The sequence below is a fragment of the Pseudoxanthomonas daejeonensis genome (genome assembly GCF_022637495.1).
In the GTDB taxonomy this organism is placed as follows: Bacteria; Pseudomonadota; Gammaproteobacteria; order Xanthomonadales; family Xanthomonadaceae; genus Pseudoxanthomonas; species Pseudoxanthomonas daejeonensis.
Map to the genome: position 1 here is coordinate 1,565,732 of NZ_CP093331.1, position 17,573 is coordinate 1,583,304.

12 protein-coding genes are annotated in these 17,573 nt (G+C 70.2%); 4 read left to right on the forward strand and 8 right to left on the reverse strand.

The window, feature by feature from the left end:
* Window positions 1-8: 8 nt before the first annotated feature.
* Entirely contained in the window at window positions 9-623 is a 615-nt protein-coding gene (locus MNQ95_RS07075) for a YdcF family protein (protein WP_162410317.1), read from the reverse strand.
* Entirely contained in the window at window positions 611-1,564 is a 954-nt protein-coding gene (locus MNQ95_RS07080) for a pyridoxal-phosphate dependent enzyme (RefSeq protein ID WP_241954231.1), read from the reverse strand. The genes MNQ95_RS07075 and MNQ95_RS07080 overlap by 13 nt, the downstream gene beginning before the upstream one ends.
* A 146-nt stretch (window positions 1,565-1,710) precedes the next feature.
* Here MNQ95_RS07080 and MNQ95_RS07085 point away from each other — a divergent pair, with 146 nt between their 5' ends.
* The 3 genes from MNQ95_RS07085 (at window position 1,711) to MNQ95_RS07095 (ending at window position 5,827) form a co-directional block, all read left to right on the forward strand.
* A complete protein-coding gene (locus MNQ95_RS07085) occupies window positions 1,711-2,448 on the forward strand; it encodes a hypothetical protein (RefSeq protein ID WP_162410319.1) in 738 nt (245 codons plus the stop codon).
* A 451-nt stretch (window positions 2,449-2,899) separates the two neighbouring features.
* Complete coding sequence (gene mnmG / locus MNQ95_RS07090) at window positions 2,900-4,804, forward strand: tRNA uridine-5-carboxymethylaminomethyl(34) synthesis enzyme MnmG (RefSeq protein WP_241954232.1); 1,905 nt, start codon at window positions 2,900-2,902, stop codon at window positions 4,802-4,804.
* A gap of 57 nt (window positions 4,805-4,861) precedes the next feature.
* A complete protein-coding gene (locus MNQ95_RS07095) occupies window positions 4,862-5,827 on the forward strand; it encodes a cation diffusion facilitator family transporter (RefSeq protein ID WP_162410321.1) in 966 nt (321 codons plus the stop codon).
* A 41-nt stretch (window positions 5,828-5,868) separates the two neighbouring features.
* Here MNQ95_RS07095 and MNQ95_RS07100 read toward each other — a convergent pair whose 3' ends face one another.
* Entirely contained in the window at window positions 5,869-6,387 is a 519-nt protein-coding gene (locus MNQ95_RS07100; protein ID WP_241954233.1) for a rhodanese family protein, read from the reverse strand.
* Between the two features lie 17 nt (window positions 6,388-6,404).
* A complete protein-coding gene (locus MNQ95_RS07105) occupies window positions 6,405-6,716 on the reverse strand; it encodes an ArsR/SmtB family transcription factor (RefSeq protein ID WP_162410323.1) in 312 nt (103 codons plus the stop codon).
* A gap of 85 nt (window positions 6,717-6,801) precedes the next feature.
* Between MNQ95_RS07105 and MNQ95_RS07110 the strand changes: the two genes are divergently transcribed.
* Window positions 6,802-7,155, forward strand: a complete 354-nt coding sequence (locus MNQ95_RS07110; protein ID WP_162410324.1) for a carboxymuconolactone decarboxylase family protein — start codon at window positions 6,802-6,804, stop codon at window positions 7,153-7,155.
* A gap of 78 nt (window positions 7,156-7,233) precedes the next feature.
* Here the strand turns inward: MNQ95_RS07110 and MNQ95_RS07115 are convergent, their stop codons facing one another.
* The 4 genes from MNQ95_RS07115 to MNQ95_RS07130 all read right to left on the reverse strand — a co-directional run bounded on the left by MNQ95_RS07115 (window position 7,234) and on the right by MNQ95_RS07130 (window position 17,544).
* The gene (locus MNQ95_RS07115; RefSeq protein WP_241954234.1) at window positions 7,234-9,609 is read right to left on the reverse strand and encodes a Tex family protein; all 2,376 of its coding nucleotides are present in this window, start codon (window positions 9,607-9,609) and stop codon (window positions 7,234-7,236) included.
* A 112-nt stretch (window positions 9,610-9,721) separates the two neighbouring features.
* Window positions 9,722-11,887, reverse strand: a complete 2,166-nt coding sequence (locus tag MNQ95_RS07120; protein WP_425605723.1) for a S46 family peptidase — start codon at window positions 11,885-11,887, stop codon at window positions 9,722-9,724.
* A gap of 87 nt (window positions 11,888-11,974) precedes the next feature.
* Window positions 11,975-15,769 carry a translocation/assembly module TamB domain-containing protein gene (locus MNQ95_RS07125; protein ID WP_241954235.1) on the reverse strand — a complete coding sequence of 1,265 codons (3,795 nt, stop codon included), beginning with the start codon at window positions 15,767-15,769 and terminating at the stop codon, window positions 11,975-11,977.
* The gene (locus MNQ95_RS07130; RefSeq protein ID WP_162410328.1) at window positions 15,766-17,544 is read right to left on the reverse strand and encodes an autotransporter assembly complex protein TamA; all 1,779 of its coding nucleotides are present in this window, start codon (window positions 17,542-17,544) and stop codon (window positions 15,766-15,768) included. The genes MNQ95_RS07125 and MNQ95_RS07130 overlap by 4 nt, the downstream gene beginning before the upstream one ends.
* Between the last annotated feature and the right edge of the window lie 29 nt (window positions 17,545-17,573).

Consider the following 17,573-nt stretch of genomic DNA (forward strand, 5'->3'; position numbering starts at 1 on the left):
CCCGCTTTTCAGGCCGCGCGCATCACCAGGTCGCGATGGAAGAAGTAGACCTCCTGCAGCAGGAAGCGCCACTGGGTCTGGATCGTGCGGAAGCGCGTGCTGGGCGTGGGCGAACCGACCGCGTCCACGCCCAGTTCCCGCGACAGCCGCAACGCGCGCGACATGTGCAGCGGATCGCTGACCACGATCGCCGTGTGCAGGCCGCGCTCCTGCATCAGCGCGCGGGCCTGCACCAGGTTCTCGCGGGTGGTGCGCGAAACCGATTCGATCAGGATCGCCGATTCGGGGATGCCCTGCTGCAGGGCATAGCGGCGCGCCACCTGCGATTCGGAGAACCGCGCGCGGCTGCCGCCATAGCCGCCGGTGAACAGCAGCACCGGCGCGTAGCCGCGCTGGTACAGGTCCAGGCCGTGGCGGATCCGTTCCTGGAACACGGGCGAAGGCCGCGCATCGTAGGCGGCGGCGCCGAGCACGATGATCGCGTCGGCCTGTTCGGCCTGGTCGCGCTGGCCGACCCAGACGATCCAGGCGGCTACGCCCAGCAGCCACAGCAGCCCCAGCAGCAGCAGGCGCCAGAGCCAGGTGGCCAGGCCGCCGCGTCGTTTCCGCTTCAGCCGAGCCAAGGCAGCGCCTCCAGGTCGACGTTGCCGCCGGACAGCACCACGCCCACACGCTGGCCGGAAAACAGCGCAGGTCGCGCCAGCACTGCGGCCAGCGCGATGGCCGAGGAAGGTTCGATCACCTGCTTGAGCACCTGCCAGGCCAGCCGCATCGCCGCCACCGTGGCCTCGTCATCGACCACGACGACCTCGGCGCCCCATGCGCGCAGCAGGGCGAAATTGGGCGCCCCCAGCGCGCCCCGCAGGCCGTCGCAGACGGTGTCCGGAACGAAATCGACGCGTCGCTCGCCCGCGGCCAGCGAACGGGCGGTATCGGCGGCGCCGGCCGGTTCGGCCAGCACCAGCCGGCAAGCGGGCGCGACGGTGGCCAGCGCCAGCGCGGTTCCGCTGGCCAGGCCGCCGCCGCCCACCGGCACGACCATGACATCCGGGGTGCCAGCCTGGCCGACCAGTTCGAGCGTAGCCGTCCCCTGCCCGGCGATCACGCGCGCATCGGCATAGGGATGGACCAGGCTGGCGCCGGTGCTCTCCTGCACCTGCGCGCACATCGCCTCGCGCGCGGCCTGGGTCGCGTCGCAGCGCCACAGGGTCGCGCCGTGCCGCTGGATGTTGGCGAGCTTGGCCGCCACCGCGCCATCGGGGACCACCACGTGGCAGGGGATGCCGCGGCTGCGCGCCGCCAGCGCCAGCGCCGCGCCGTGGTTGCCGGAGGAATGGGTGACCACGCCCCGTGCGGCGACCGCCCCGGACAGCGACCACACTGCATTGCAGGCCCCGCGGAACTTGAACGCGCCGCCGCGCTGCAGGTGCTCGGCCTTGAACGAGATCGAGCAGCCCGCCATCGCATCCAGCGCGCGCGACTGCAGCACGGGCGTGACGCTGGCATGGCCGGCGATCCTGGCGGCGGCGGCGAGGATGTCGTCGGCTACGGGCAGTTCGGTCATGGGCGAAGGTTAACGTATCGCGCACATGCATCCGCCGGTGTGCTGCTGTCCGGGGGCTGAGCGGTTACCGTGCGAGGGGGCGGGATTAAGCACGGATTCAATGCGGCCCGCGGAAGCTGGCCACTCACGCTACGGGGGGGAATCCCATGAAACTGCGACTGTTCACCGGCCTGGCGCTCGCGCTGTCGCTGGGTGGCTGCGCGTCCTACGGTTACGTGGGCGACGGCGGCGGGTACTACACCGGGGGTTCCTCGACCCGATACATCTCCGACTACGACAGTTACGGCTACGGGGTGTACGGCTACGGGTCTCCGTATTACAGCTACCGGTACAACCCGGGCTGGTCGTTCGGGCTGCGCTATGGCTACCCGTACTCCTACTACCCGTACGCGGGCGGCGGATACGGGTCGTCGTACTACCCGCGCCCGCCGCACAACCACTATCCGCGCCCGCCGCGTCCCGACCATGACCATGGCGGGCGCCCGGACCACGATGGCCGGCCCGACCGGCCGCCACCGGTCGCCAACGGCAACCCGCCGCCGCTCAACCGCGGTCCCTGGCGTGACCTGGAGCGCCTGCGCCGTGGTGAAGGCGGCGAAGGCGTGCCGCGCCGGCAGCCTGGGCCGGGCACCCTGGGCATCGGCCAAGGGCCCTCGCCGGGCGTCGACGGCGGTCCGCGCCCGGGCGGCTACCAGCGTCCGTCGCCGCCGCAGGGATATCGCGCCCAGGCGCCGCGTTACAGCGGTGCCGGCAATGATGATCCCGGCGCGTCGCGTCCACCGCCGAGGAGCGAGCGGAGCACGCAGCGCAGTGCGCCCCGGGCGTCCGAATCGCGTCGTTCCGAGTCCTCGCGGACTGGGACGCCGGACACGATCGAGCCTTGAAATAGCGCTTGCACTGGTCGGTTTTCGGTCGCAAGCTAGCGCGGCAAGGTGACCGGGTGCGTCATGTTTTGACCCGTCCGGCCAGGTCTATGTCGATGTCCGGCAGGGAAATCTGGATCCCCCCTGTTCCGGCCCTGTCGGACGTCGACGCCTCTACGGCAGCCCGGCCCCTGGCCGGGCTGGCTGTTTTAGGGACCGGCGTCACGCTTTGCCCGCGCAGGCAAAAAAACGGGGCCGGCAGTCCCCCGACTACCGGCCCCTCGGCTTCCCCATCGCGCGCGTGGCTGGCCCCTGTTCCAATTCCAGCCCGCGCCCCCGAACGCATTGCCGCGATGGGTGCACGGAATGGTTGCCGCAGGAAGCGTGCCAAGTCCGCTGCAGTCGCCGCCGCTAGAATTGCTGCCGCTCCGGACCCGCCATCACCGGCAGGGTCGACGGCACGGATCCCATGATGTCCCAGTCCTTCCATCGCTATGACGTGATCGTGATCGGCGGCGGCCACGCCGGCACCGAGGCCGCGCTCGCGTCGGCGCGCAGCGGTGCGCGCACCCTGCTGCTGACCCACAACATCGAGACCGTGGGTGCGATGAGCTGCAATCCGGCCATCGGCGGCATCGGCAAGGGTCATCTGGTCAGGGAGATCGATGCGCTGGGCGGGGCGATGGCGCATGCCGCCGACCTGGCCGGCATCCAGTGGCGCACGCTCAACGCCAGCAAGGGTCCGGCGGTGCGCGCGACCCGCTGCCAGGCCGACCGCAACCTGTACCGGATGGCGATCCGGCGCATCGTCGAGAACCAGCCGAACCTGACCGTGTTCCAGGCCGCGGTCGACGACCTCGTGATCCAGAACGGCGCGGGCGATGGCGACATCGTGCGCGGCGCGATCACCCAGACCGGCCTGCGCTTCGAGGCACAGGCGGTGGTGCTGACCGCCGGTACCTTCCTGGCCGGCAAGATCCACATCGGCGAAACCCAGTACACCGCCGGGCGCATGGGCGACCCGCCGGCCACGACGCTGGCCGCGCGCCTGCGCGAGCGGCCGTTCGTGATCGACCGGCTCAAGACCGGCACGCCGCCACGGATCGACGGACGCACGCTCGACTATTCGGTGATGGACGAACAGCCCGGCGACGATCCGCTGCCGGTGATGTCGTTCCTCGGTGACGTGCGCGAGCATCCGCGCCAGGTCTCGTGCTGGATTACCCATACCAGCGAGCGCACCCACGAGATCATCCGCGGCGCGCTGGACCGTTCGCCGCTATATACCGGCCAGATCGAGGGCATCGGCCCGCGCTACTGCCCGTCGATCGAGGACAAGGTGGTGCGCTTCGCCGAGAAGGCCAGCCACCAGATCTTCGTCGAGCCCGAAGGCCTGGACGTGGCCGAGATCTATCCCAACGGCATCTCCACCTCGCTGCCGTTCGACGTGCAGCTGGCGCTGGTGCGGTCGATCCGCGGTTTCGAGCAGGCGCACATCACCCGGCCCGGCTACGCGATCGAGTACGACTTCTTCGATCCGCGCGGCCTGAAGGCGACGCTGGAGACCAAGCGGGTGTCGGGGTTGTTCTTCGCCGGGCAGATCAACGGCACCACCGGCTATGAAGAGGCGGCCGCGCAGGGATTGCTCGCCGGCCTGAACGCCGCGCGCCACGTGCGCGGCCACGACGGCTGGTCGCCGCGTCGCGACGAGGCCTACCTGGGCGTGCTGGTCGACGACCTGATCACCCATGGCACCACCGAGCCGTACCGGATGTTCACCAGCCGCGCCGAATACCGGCTGCAGCTGCGCGAGGACAACGCCGACCTGCGGCTGACGCCGGCCGGTCGCGAACTGGGCGTGGTCGACGACGTGCGCTGGACGCGCTTCGAGGCCAAGCGCGAGGCGATCGAACGGGAGACGCAGCGCCTGCGCGCGCTGTGGGCCACGCCGGCCAACGCGCTGGGCCGCGAGGTCGAAGCGGCACTGGGCGTGGCCGTGAGCCGCGAGACCAGCGTGCTGGACCTTATCAAGCGACCGGAACTGGGCTATGCCGCATTGATGCGCGTGCCCGCGCTGGGCCCGGGCGTCGGTGATGCGCAGGTGGCCGAGCAGGTCGAGATCGGGGTGAAGTACGCCGGCTACGTCGACCGCCAGCGCGAGGAGATCGCGCGCCAGCAGCGCCACGAAGAGACCGTGATCCCGGCGGACTTCGACTACGCCGGCGTGCGCGGGCTGTCGGCCGAAGTGCAGCAGAAGCTCGAGCGGGCGCGCCCGCAGACCATCGGCCAGGCCCAGCGCATCCCCGGCATGACCCCGGCGGCGATCTCGCTGCTGCTGGTGCACCTGGAGCGCCTGCGTCGCAGCCGCGTCGCCTGAGATCGCCGGCGCGGGGTGCGGCTGGCGCCGGCCCGGCCGCTCGGGCAGGCTAGGGCCATGAGCGTTCCGTCCGGCCTCCCGCAGGACACACCGGTCGCTGGCGGCGAGCAGCGCGTGTTGCGCTTCTCCATCGCCGCCACTGCGGTGGTCGCCGCGCTGGGCATCGTGTTCGGCCTGATGTCGGGCTCCTACGCCATCGTGTTCGACGGCATCTACTCGCTGGCCGACGGTGCCACCAGCCTGGTGGCCCTGCTGGTGGTCAACCTCATCGCCGGATACAACGCCAGCGGATCGCAGAACCGGCGCCTGGCCGAGAAGTTCACGATGGGCTTCTGGCACCTGGAGCCGATGGTGCTGGGCGCCACCGGCCTGCTGCTGTCCGGTGCCGCGGTGTACGCCTTCATCAACGCGATCGGAAGTTTCCTGACGGGGGGACGGCCGTTGCAGTTCGGCCAGGCCATCGTCTACGCCATCGCCACCGTGCTGATCAGCCTGGGCATGGCCTGGTACGGACGTCGCGCCAACCGCCACCTGCGCTCGGAGCTGGTAGCGATGGATATCCGCGGCTGGCTGATGTCGGCTGCGATCACCGCCGCTTTGCTGGTGGCCTTCATCGTCGGCCTGGCGATCCAGGGCACCTCGCTGGAATGGATGTCGCCGTATGTCGACCCGGCCGTGCTGGCGCTGGTGTGCCTGGTGATCTTCCCGATCCCGCTGGGCGTGGTGCGCCGCGCGCTGGAGGAGATCCTGCTGGTCACGCCCACCGCATTGAAGCAGCACGTGGACGCGGTCGCGCAGGCCGTGGTCGAGCGCCACGGCTTCCTGTCGCATCGCGCCTACGTGGCCAAGGTCGGCCGCGGGCGGCAGATCGAGCTGTACTTCATCGCGCCCGCGGGCTGGCCTGCGCGCACGCTGGAGGAGTGGGATGCGCTGCGCGACGAGATCGGCGAGGCGATCGGCGACGATTCACCGGACCGCTGGCTGACGATCGCCTTCACCACCGACCGCGAGTGGGCCGAATAGCGCCGGTTGGATGCAACGGCGTCGGTGCGGCGAGTGCGGCCTCAGCGGATCGCGCGGTTCCAGGGCATGCGTGCCAGCAGCAGCGCCATGCCGCAGAAGCCGGATATCCCGGCAAACACCAGTCCAGCGCCGACAAAGCCGCTCAGCAGCAGGAACCACGGCGAGACCATCGTCGCCAGCACGGTGCCGAGCAGCACCAGGCTGCCGGCGGCGATCTGGACCTGGCGCATGAGTTCCAACGGAGCCCGGGCATCGTGCGTCACCGGCAGGCCGGCCCGTTTCCACGCATCGATGCCGCCATCGACGACATACGCCGTGCAACCGGCGGTGGCCGCCTGCAGCGCGCCGGCATTGGCCCGCGTACGCATACCGGAGCGGCAATGGAACAGCACGATTCCGCTCGCGCCGTGCAGTGCGGGCGCGTCGGCCAGCCGCGCCAGCGGCACGCAGCACGCGCCGTCGATGTGCTCGCGCGCGTGCTCGTCCACTTCGCGGATGTCGACCAGCAGCGCGCCTTGGTCGAGGAGTGCACGGGCTTCGCGCGGGGATACTGTCTGCATGGGAAGTGGCTCGCGTCTCAGGGACAGAACACCGACTTGAGCGCGGCCACCAGGGTCTCCACGCGCGGATCGTCGATGCGGTAGTAGGCGGACTGCGCCTCGCGGCGGGCGACCACCAGGCCGTCCTCGCGCATGCGGGCCAGGTGCTGGGACAGGGCCGACTGGCTCAGGTCCACCTGCGCCTGCATCTGGCCCACGGTCATCTCGCCATGCTCCATCAGCAGGCACAGCAGCAGCAGGCGCTGTTCGTTGCCCAGCGTGCGCAGCATCGCCGCGGCCTGTTCGGCCCCGTGCTGCATGAATTTTCGATCCTGGCGGGTCGGGCTCATGCCGCTATCATATCAGTGCTTGCTAAATTAGCAAATGCTAATATGATTGCGGGATCGGCAACCGCCGCCAATCCGGAGAGCCCACATGAACGACCTGTCCTACCAGGACCTGACCCGCGGCATCTCGCGCAACCTGGGCCCGCTGCGCACGCACAACGCGGACGTGATGCAGGGATTCGGTGCGCTGAGCAAGGCGGCGATGGCGCCGGGCGCGCTGGACGAGAAGACCAAGGAGTTGATCGCCATGGCGATCGGCGTGGCCAACCGCTGCGACGGCTGCCTCGGCTTCCACGCCAAGGCGCTGGTGCGGCTGGGCGCCACGCCGGAGGAGTTCCGCGAGATGCTGGGCGTAGCCGTCTACATGGGCGGCGGGCCGTCGCTGATGTACGCCGCCAATGCGCAGGCGGCGTACGACGAATTCAGCAAGGCCGTGGCCTGACGGTAGAGCAGGGCCCTCCCCGCTGCTCTTCGGCCCATCACCCGGGCGTGGTCAGCCGGGCGAGCCCGGCACCACGCATCAGTCGCGACGCAGGCCCTTGAGCGCGTCGGCCATGGCGCTGTTGAACGGCGCAGCCTGCTGCGCCGGCTTCGCGCCGCCGCCGCGATTGCGATCATTGCCACGTGCATCGCGCGGCGCGCCGGGACGGCCCGCATCGCGTCGTGCGGCATCGCGTTCGCTGGGCCGTGGTGCCGCCTGGCCGGGTTCGTCGTCCATGCGCCGGGTCAGGGCGATGCGCTTGCGCGCCACGTCGACGTCCAGCACCTTGACCTTGACGATGTCGCCGGCCTTCACCACCTCGCGCGGATCCTTCACGAACTTGTCCGACAGCGCGGAGATGTGGACCAGTCCGTCCTGGTGCACGCCGATGTCAACGAACGCGCCGAACGCGGCGACATTGCTGACCACGCCTTCCAGCACCATGCCCGGGCGCAGGTCCTTGATGTCCTCCACCCCGTCGGCGAACTTGGCCGCCTTGAACTCCGGGCGCGGATCGCGGCCGGGCTTCTCCAGTTCCTTGAGGATGTCGCGCACGGTCGGCAGGCCGAACTTTTCGTCGGTGAACTGCTCGGCCTTGAGCGCGCGCAGGAAACTGCTGTCGCCGATGATCTGCTTCACCCCGCGGCCGCTGCCAGCCAGGATCCGCTCGACCACCGGATAGGCTTCCGGGTGCACCGAGGATGCGTCCAGCGGCTGCTCGCCATCGGCGATGCGCAGGAAGCCGGCGCATTGTTCGAAGGTCTTGTCGCCCAGTCGCGGCACCTTGAGCAGCGCCTTGCGCGAGGCGAAGGCGCCGTTCTGGTCGCGATGGCTGACGATGTTCTCGGCCACCGTCGACGACAGGCCCGACACCCGCGCCAGCAACGCCGCCGAAGCGGTGTTCACGTCCACGCCGACCGCGTTGACGCAGTCCTCGACGCGCGCATCGAGTGCGCGCGCCAGGCGGTACTGGTCCACGTCGTGCTGGTACTGGCCCACGCCAATGGCCTTGGGCTCGATCTTGACCAGTTCGGCCAGCGGATCCTGCAGGCGGCGCGCGATCGAGACCGCACCGCGGATGGAGACATCGAGGTTCGGGAACTCCTTCGCCGCCAGTTCGGAGGCCGAATACACCGACGCGCCCGCCTCGCTGACCACGACCTTCTGCGCCTTGAGTTCCGGGACCAGCTTGAGCAGGTCACCGGCCAGCTTGTCGGTCTCGCGCGACGCGGTGCCGTTGCCGATCGCAATCAGTTCCACGCCATGGGCGACGCACAGCTTGCGCAGCGAGGCCAGCGAAGCGTCCCACTGGCGACGTGGCTCGTGCGGGTAGATGGTGTCGGTGGCGACCAGCTTGCCGGTGGCATCGACCACCGCGACCTTCACGCCGGTGCGCAGGCCGGGATCGAGGCCGAGCACGGCCTTCGGTCCCGCCGGCGCGGCCAGCAGCAGATCCTTGAGATTGTCGCCGAACACCGCGATCGCCTCGGCTTCGGCCTTCTCGCGTGCCTGATTGAACAGGTCCAGCAGCAGGTGCAAGTGGATCTTCGCTCGCCAGGCCAGGCGGGTCGCGTTGCGCAGCCAGGCATCGGCGGCGCGACCGCGGTCGGCGATGCCGGCCTGCAGCGCGATGCGGCCCTCGGCATAGGCATTGCCGGCCTCGACATCGCTGCCCGGTTCAAGTTCCAACTGCAGGAATTCCTCGCGGCGCCCGCGGAACAGGGCCAGCAGCCGGTGCGAGGGAATCTTCGCCAGCGGCTCGGCGTGGTCGAAGTAGTCGCGGAATTTTTCGCCGGCCGCTTCCTTGCCTTCCACTACCTTGGCCCGGATCACGCCATTGCCTTCGAGCCAGCCGCGCAGTTCGCCGAGCAGCGCGGCATCTTCGCCCCAGCGCTCGATCAGGATCGCGCGCGCGCCTTCCAGCGCGGCCTTCGCATCGGCCACGCCCTTGTCGGCGTCGACGAACGAAGCGGCAAACTCCTCCGGTACGCGGGTGGGATCTGCGAGGAGGCCGTCGGCCAGCGGCTCCAGCCCGGCCTCGCGCGCGATCTGGGCGCGCGTGCGGCGCTTCTGCTTGTACGGCAGGTAGAGGTCTTCCAGGCGCGACTTGCTGTCGGCGGCCTCGATCTCGCCGCGCAGTTCGTCGGTCAGCTTGCCCTGCTCGTCGATGCTGGCCAGGATCGACGCGCGCCGGTCTTCCATCTCGCGCAGGTAACCCAGGCGCGCTTCGAGGTTTCGCAGCTGGGTGTCATCCAGGCCGCCGGTGACTTCCTTGCGGTAGCGGGCGATGAACGGCACGGTCGCGCCCTCGTCGAGCAGCTCGACGGCGGCGACGACCTGCGCGGCCTGCGCGCCGATCTCGTCGGCGATGGTCTGGGCGATCTTGCGCGCGAGCGCGGCGGAAACTTCGGTCATGGACGGCGGTGTCTGCGGTGCAATAGCGGAATCCGATTGTCGCGCCCTGCCTGCGCCGATGTAAGCCGTTGACAAGCCGGCGCGCGCGCGGTGCGCACGCCGGCAGGGCGACCTACAATCCCATCTCCCGCAGCACATGCGGCGCCGGGTAGACCTTCTCCATCAGCCAGCGCATGTAACGCATGTCGACATGCACGGCGCGCTTGTAGCGCGGGTCGAACCACCAGCTGGCGCTGACCGCCTCCCAGTTGCTGTCGAAGTTCAGGCCGACCAGCTCGCCGCGGGCGTTGAGCACCGGCGAGCCGGAGTTGCCGCCGGTCGTGTCCAGGTTGGTGAGGAAGTTGACCGTCTGCGTGCCCAGCGCCGGATCGGCGGTCGCGCCGAAGTCGCCACGGGCGATCGCGTCCAGCAGCGGGCGCGGGGCGTCGAACGGGACCTGGCCGGTATTCTTCTGCGTGATGCCCTGCACGGTCGTCACCGGTGCGTAGGTCACGGCGTCGCGCGGTTGCAGGCTTTCCAGGCGACCGTAGCTGACCCGCAGGGTGCCGTTGGCATCCGGATACAGCGGGCGGCCCTGGTGCGCGCGCCAGGCGGCCAGCACGTCCATGTACAGCGGGCGCTGGCGCAGCAACTCGCCTTCGCGCGCCTTGCGCTCGTCCTCCAGGCGGACCTGCGCCGGCACGAGCCTGGCGGCCAGCGCCAGCAGCGGATCGGCAGGCAGCGCGCGGCCCTCGCGAGCGGTGGCCAGGGCCGCCAGGCGCACCGCCTCGTCGCCGAGGGTGGTGCCGGCGTACAGCGTGTCCAGTGCTGCGGCCAGCGCGGCCGGGGTGCGGCCGAACGCGGCATCGAACTCGGGCAGGCGCTGCGCATCGGGCAGGCTCTGGTAGCGGCCGAGCAGCGCGGTGAGCAGGGCCGTCTCCACCGCGCGGTCGTAGCGTCGCTGGACCTGCTTCAAGGTGCCTTCGATCAGGGCCAGGTCGCGCGCCTGGTAACCGGCCTCGCGGGTTTCGTCGGGCTTGGCCGCCTCGATCCGCAGGCGTTCCAGGGTCAGCGCCGAGCGCAGCAGCTGGCTCTGCGACATCATCAGGCCCAGCAGGAGGTCGCGTTCGCGGACCGCCGAGGCCTGCGCCAGCACGCCGGCGAGGGCGTCCAGTTCGCGACGGTCGCCGCGCGCGGTGTGTTGCAGCATGTCGCGCTCGTCGGCGCCGCGCAGCTGCACCGCATCGCTGCGCCGCAAGCCCTCCAGTTCGCCCGCCGCGCGCTTGCGGTTGTTCTTCAGCGACTGCAGCTGCGAGGCATACAGGGTCCTGGCCTGCGCGTTGTCGCGACCGGCCTGTTCGATCACGCCGATCAGCGAGTCGAACACCTCCACCCGCGTCGGCAACGTCCATTCCACCTGTTCGGCGAACTCGGCCGCGGTGCGATGGCGATAGGTGATGCCCGGATAGCCGGCCAGCATGGCGAAGCTGCCCTCCTGCGGTCCGTCGCTGGCGACCTGCAGGTGCGACGGCGGCTGGTAGGGCACGTTGTCCGGCGAGAACGCGGCCGGCTTGCCGTCCGCGCCGACATAGGCGCGCAGCAGGGTGAAATCACCGGTGTGGCGCGGCCACATGAAGTTGTCGGTCTCGTCGCCGAAGTTGCCGATGCTGCGCGGCGGCGCATAGACCAGGCGCAGGTCGCGCAGCTCCAGCTGGCGGACCCGGTAGAAGTCGGTCCCGTAGTACATGTTGGCCACGCTGCAGCGCACGCCGGCTTCGCGTTCGCACTCGGACACGATCCGCTTGCTGGCCACGTCGACGGCGTCGTAATAGGCGCGGCCCGACTTGCCGCGCGCCGCGCCGAGCACCTGGTCGGTGACGCGGTCGAAGCCGACGGTGACCAGTACGCGGAAATCCGGATTGGCCGGCAGCTCACCGGCGCGGTCGCCGGCGATGAAGCCGTCGTCGATCAGGTTGCGCCCGGGCGTGCTGTTGTACTGGATGACGCCGAAGGCGACGTGGTGGTTGGTCAGCACGAGGCCGTCGGCGGAGACGAAAGCGCCGGTGCCGCCGCCGGCGCGGACCACCGCGTTGAGCGGGGCGCTGGTGAGGTCGGCCAGCGCCGCCGGATCCCCGGCATAGCCGGCTTCGCGCAGTTGCGCGGCGATCTGCGGCAGCTGCGAAGGCATCCACATGCCTTCGTCGGCCTGGGCGTGCGTGGCCAGGGCGGCCAGGCATGCAAGCGCGACCACGCTCACGCGGCCCCGGGGCCGGAAGATGGCGGGCGGGTTCTTCGTCATCGGTGGATCCATCGGCAGAAGCGGACCGGAGACGGTAACGGCGACCCGCGGCGCGGACAACCGCCGCAGGTCATGCGCGCCGGCGCGCTAGCGCTCGGTGCGCCAGTTGATCGAACCGCGCGTTTCGATCGTGCTCGATTCCAGTTCGACGTCGAAGCCCTTGCGCAGCAGGTACTTCAGGATCACCACCTGGCCGGCGCCGACCATCGACACACCGTAGCCGACGTACAGGCGTGGCGACAGGTACTTGCCCACGCCCACCACCGAACCGCCCAGCGCGCGCGAATGCATGACCCCGGCGTCGTCGAAGCCCAGCCGGGTGCCCAGCTGCGCGGCGAGCAGGCCGGTGCCGGCCGACATCGCCGCCGAAGTCGCGGTGACCTGCTGGGCCTGGTCGCGCGTGGCGCCCTCGAGGCTGCGCCCGAGCATCAGGTAGGCCAGTGCCTCGGACTGCGGCATCGACGGGTTGGACCAGACGTTGAGCTGCGGCGCCATGGCATGGCCGGACACGTCGATGCCGGCGACCACGTCGCCGACGCGGCGCTCGGCGCGCAGGTTGATCCGCGGATCGGCGATCTGGTTGTTGCTCCAGGTCAACTGTCCGTTGGTGATGGTGAGGTCCTGGCCATAGGCCTTGTAGCGCCCGCCCACCTGCAACGCGCCGGTGGCGACCATCTCGTGGCCCGGGCGCGAACGGACCTGCAGGCGCCCGTCCATGGTTCCCTGCAGGCCGTAGCCGCTGATGGCGACGTCGTCGCCCAGGATCAGCGCCAGGTCCATGTCCAGCGGGGCGGACCGTTGTTCCTCGGGATCGAACGGATCGACCACCACCACGTCCTCGGAAACCGTCGCGCCCTGTTCGAACCGTTCCAGGTTGACCGTGGCCTGGGTCACTTCGACCTGGCCGCGCAGGACCATGGTCGGGCCGTCCATGCTGAATTGCAGGTCCGGGTTGGCGGTGGCCCGCAGCATCGGCGTATCGGCGATCAGCACGTCGCGGCCGTGGATATCCAGCTGCAGCGGCGTGGCCTGGCCGAACCAGGACAGGCTGCCGTCGACATTGATCTTGCCGCCGCCGGAGCTGACCGATGCCGACAGCCGCGCCGAACCGTCCGGCTGCGCGTCCAGGCTGCCCTGGCCGTCGGTCAGGCTCAGGCCCAGCGCCGGCAGTTCGCCCTGGAAATCCTCGAGCAGCAACTGCCCGGCCATCAGTGGTGTCTCGCGGGTGCCGCGCACGCTCATGTGGCCGCGCACGACTCCGCGCGGGCGCACCAGGTCCGGCGAGAACAGTTCCAGCCAGAACAGCTGCGAGATGTATGTGTACAGCTCGCCGGTCAGCGGCGAGTACGGCTCCCAGCCGGTATTGAACGTGGCGTCGATGTATCCGTTGCCCTTGAAGCCGCTGCCGAGGCGGCCCTGGATCTTCTGCGGATCGAACGTCACGTCGAGGCTGAAGTTGTCGTAGCGGGCGATCTCGCGCCGCGCGTTGTTGCCCAGGCGCACGCCGCCATCGGGCGAGGCAAGGTGGATGCCGCCGACCCAGCGGTTGCCCTGCGGCTTGATCTGCGCGTCCAGGGTCAGTTCGCCTCGCAGCACCAGTGCGCGGCCACCCTGTTCGGGCAGCCAGGGCGCGAGCAGCGTCAGCGGCAGGCTTTCGCTGTTCACGACCAGCCCTTCGCGCGGCCAGTCGGCATGCGCGCACAGCGCCGCGTCACCGGTGTCGCCGGTGGTGGCCAGGCAGGCAGGCTGCAGCTGGAAGCGGTCGCCGACCACGCTGAAGGCGGCCGGTGCGCTCAAGGCCCAGGCATTGCCGCGATCGGGCTCGATCCGCAACTGGTCCAGCGAACCGTTCCAGCCCGCGCCGCGACGTTGCACCTGCCCGGACAGGGTCAGGCCCGCGGCCTGCGGACTGTCGGCCTGCACCTGCAGGCGCAGGTTCTCCACCGCGCCCTGTGCATGCACGGTCAACTTCTGCAGCGGTATGCCGACTTGCAGCTCGCTGCCGCGCACGATGAGGTCGCCATTGCCGCCGCGCCAGGGCAGCCGGCCCTGCAGGTCGACCGCGTTGGCGCTCCAGTCGTCCCAGCGCAGCCCGCGCCCTTGCAGGTCGGCCTGCAGGTCCGGCGCCTGCCGGGTACCGGTCAGGCGCAACGAACCTTCGACCGTTCCGGCGGCGTCGGGCAGCAGGTCGTCCAGCTGCAGCGGCTGCAGCTGCGCGGTGATGTCGATGCGGTCGCCGACCCGCCCGTTGGCACGCACGCGGCTGTTGCCCAGGCTCAGCGACAGGTTGCCTTCGCCCTGGTCGCCGCGCAGGACGAAGCGGCCGCTGCCGGCCAGTGCGCGGCCGCGCAGGCGTCCGCCCAGCGATTGCACGTCGGCTTGCGCATCGAACCCGCCGGCGTCGCGCGCGCGGCCGGTGGTGGCGATGCGGCCATGGATCTTCCCGTCCCAGCCCGGTGCGAAGTAGCCGGGATCGAAACCGTCCAGGACCAGCGCCAGGTCCCAGTCCAGCACCGGATCCCAGCCGATCCCGCCGGTGGCCTGCAGGGTTCCGGTCGGCATGCTCGCCTGCAGCGCGTGGATCCGCGCCTGCGACTGGTCGCCGCGCAGGTCCAGCACCAGGTCGGCCTGCTGGTCGCCACGGCGCAGGGTCGCGTCGCCATACGCGGCCCAGTTCTTCAACGAACCGGCCAGGCCCAGCGCCGCATCCACGCCGATGGGGGGTGCAGCCGGGTCTTCGCCGTGGAAGACCAGGTCCTTCGCACGCAGGGCGAAGCGGAAGCGGCCGTCTTCCGGATCGGTGAAGTCGGCGCGCCCGCGAAGTTCGACGCTACCCTCGAAGGCCTCCAGCACCAGGGGCGCCACGGTCAGCACCTGCTCTTCCAGCTTCACCCGCGAGGGCGCGATCACCAGTTCCTGCCCCGCCCGCCCGGCACGACCGGACAGCTGGGCATCGCCCCCATTGCCGTTGGCCTGCAGGTCGAAGGTGATCAGTTCCGGTGCGGGGGCGGCCCCGGTGAACAGGCCCGGGTCCAGGCCCTCGCTGCGCGTGGCCAGCCGCCAGCGCGGTGCATCCTCGTCGCCACCCAGGGTGAGCGTGGCGCGCAGCGGTTCGGGCGCGCGGCCGCCGATGCCCACTTCCATCTTCGACAGGTCGCCGCGCGCGAGCAGGCCCAGCCGCACCGCGCTCTGTCCGCGCGGCGCCGGCAGCACCGCCGTCACCAGCACGTCGCTGCGATAGTCGTGCACGGGCTCGTAGCTGCCGTGCACGGTGAACAAGCCGCGATCGCTGTCGATCTTCAGCTGTTCGGCATGCAGCGAGCCGTTGGCGATGTCGATGCCGCCGCGCAGCGTGCGGATGTCGATCACCTGCTCGCCGCCCGAACTGATGGCCAGGCCGTCGATGACGATGCGATCGGCCTGGATGGCCAGCGGCATCTCCACCGGCGGCAGCGACTCGGGCCAGCGTGGCAGCTGGAACGGTTCATCGCTGGGCGCCAGTGCGAGCGTGGCGCCTTCGATCTCGAAGGCATCCAGGCGCAGGCGCCGGCCCAGCAACGGACGGATGTCCGGATCCAGGTACGCGCGCCGGGCGGTGAAGCGATAGTCGTCGTAGCGGAAGTCCAGGCCATGGATCGTCAGCGGTCCGACGATCGGACCTTCGACTTTCTCCCACGTCAGCGTCGCGCCGACGGGAAGGCGCGCGATGATCTGCGCCAGCAGCACGTCGCGCCCGGCCACGGTCTGCAGCAGCCAGTACAGCAGGACCACGACGCCGACCACCATCGCCAGCACGCCCAGCCCCGACCACGCCCAGAAGCGCCGCCGCCGGTAGAAGCGCGGGCGCGGGGCCGGCGGTGGCGTCGGCGCCGGCGCGCTCACAGGTTGGCTCCCAGGCTCAGGTAGATCTGGAAGCTGGAATCGGGATCATTGAGGCCGTGCGCGATGTCCACGCGCACGCCGCCGATCGGCGAGCGCCAGCGCGCGCCCACGCCCACGCCCACGTGCGGATCGAACTTGTCGTCGAAGGCGTCGCCGGCGTCGACGAATCCGGCCATGCCCCACGGCCCGGCGTTGAAGTAGTGCTCGTACTCGACCGATCCGGTGAGCACGTAGCGTCCGCCGAGCGCGAAGTTGTCCGGCGGCGGCGTGCGCGGTCCGACCTCACGCCAGGCGTAGCCGCGGATGCTGCGGTCGCCACCGGCGAAGAAGCGCAGGCTCGGCGGCATCGCGACCAGGTCGCTGGTCCAGGTCGCGCCGGCTTCGCCCCGCACGATCAGCCGGTCCGCTTCGCCGATGCCCTGGAACCAGGTCGCGCTGCTCCAGCCCTGCACGAAGCTCGTGTCCGAACCCACCCCTTCGGCGCCCGTGCGCAGGGCGAGGCTCGCGCTGAGTCCGTGGCGCGGGAACAGGCGGTTGTCCACGCCGATGTAGTTGCCGGTCAGTTCGGGGTAGAACAGCGTGGAGTACGTGTACAGGCGCTGGCCGGTGGCCGCGTCCATGTCGTAGCTCCAGCGCTCGCGCAACGCGATGATCGAGGCCACCGCGGTCCAGCGCTCGGTGAGCTCGCCGCTGCGGCTGGCGAGCAGGCGGACGTTGCGGAAGTCGATGTAGTCGGTCTGTTCGTCGTAGGCGCTGAACGCACCGGTGTACCAGCCATCGAGCCAGGCGAAGGCGGGGATGCGGTACTGCACCAGCAGGTTCTTGCGGTTCTGCGCATAGTCCAGGTCGGTGACCAGCTTGTGCCCGCGGTCGTTGACGTAGCGGCGTTCCATGCCGAAGCGCACGCCCATGCCGCTTTCCGAGCCGTAGCTCACGCCAGCGGTGTAGACCGTGCGCTTGGCCAGGACCAGGTTGACGTCGATCGGCACGCGCAGGTCGTCGGTGGCCTGGTCGGTGAGCGGCTGGATGTCGATGGCGCTGAAGTAGTCCAGCTTGACCAGCGACTGGCGCAGCCGGTCCAGCTTGCCCTGGTGGAAGTAGCTGCCCTCCTCCCAGGTCAGCAGCTTGTCGAGCAGTCCGGGGCGGAAGAAGTCCTGGTGGAACGTGGTCGGGCCCATGTCGTAGCGGAAGCCGCTGTCCCAGACCAGGTCGATGTCGGCGGCGAAGTCGGCGCGGGTCACCCGCACTTCGCGCTCCATGAAATCCGCGTCGAAGTAGCCGCGTTCGGCCAGGCGCCGGCTCAGTCCGTCGCGACTGGCCTCGTAGAGGCCGTGGTCGAACTGGTCGCCCACCCGCGGCCGGAAGGCGGCGAGGTCGCGTTCCAGGTACTGGTCCTCGCCACCCGGGCCGAGGATGGCCACGTTCGAATCGCGCACCCGCACCGGCTCGCCCTTGTCGACGCGGACGATGACCACGATGCGGTCGTTGGCGTCGCGCGGGGAGTCGACGGTAATCGTCGGCGAGTAGTAGCCGAACGGTTCCAGCGCCTGCCGGGCTTCGCGCTCGGTGTTGAGCAGCAGGAATTCCAGCCGCGACTCGCCCTGCACCTTGCCGAGTTCGTTGTTGACGCCCAGCGCCAGGCGCACGTTGTTCTCCAGCGCGCGGTCCTCGCTGGCTTCCAGCCCGTGGATCTCGACCCTGTCGATCGTGCCGCGCGCCCAGGCGGGCGAGGCCGCCGAGGCCAGGAGCAGCGTCAGGATCAGGGGGAGTCGCATGGGGGCAGGATAACGGGGCCGGTGCCGAC

Bases quoted from the DNA above. Each gene is read 5' to 3' on its own strand.
- MNQ95_RS07130 (WP_162410328.1), bottom strand. From the start codon at position 17,544: ATGCGACTCCCCCTGATCCTGACGCTGCTCCTGGCCTCGGCGGCCTCG.
- MNQ95_RS07115 (WP_241954234.1), bottom strand. From the start codon at position 9,609: ATGACCGAAGTTTCCGCCGCGCTCGCGCGCAAGATCGCCCAGACCATC.
- MNQ95_RS07085 (WP_162410319.1), top strand. From the start codon at position 1,711: ATGAAACTGCGACTGTTCACCGGCCTGGCGCTCGCGCTGTCGCTGGGT.
- mnmG (WP_241954232.1), top strand. From the start codon at position 2,900: ATGTCCCAGTCCTTCCATCGCTATGACGTGATCGTGATCGGCGGCGGC.
- MNQ95_RS07105 (WP_162410323.1), bottom strand. From the start codon at position 6,716: ATGAGCCCGACCCGCCAGGATCGAAAATTCATGCAGCACGGGGCCGAA.
- MNQ95_RS07100 (WP_241954233.1), bottom strand. From the start codon at position 6,387: ATGCAGACAGTATCCCCGCGCGAAGCCCGTGCACTCCTCGACCAAGGC.
- MNQ95_RS07095 (WP_162410321.1), top strand. From the start codon at position 4,862: ATGAGCGTTCCGTCCGGCCTCCCGCAGGACACACCGGTCGCTGGCGGC.
- MNQ95_RS07120 (WP_425605723.1), bottom strand. From the start codon at position 11,887: ATGACGAAGAACCCGCCCGCCATCTTCCGGCCCCGGGGCCGCGTGAGC.
- MNQ95_RS07080 (WP_241954231.1), bottom strand. From the start codon at position 1,564: ATGACCGAACTGCCCGTAGCCGACGACATCCTCGCCGCCGCCGCCAGG.
- MNQ95_RS07110 (WP_162410324.1), top strand. From the start codon at position 6,802: ATGAACGACCTGTCCTACCAGGACCTGACCCGCGGCATCTCGCGCAAC.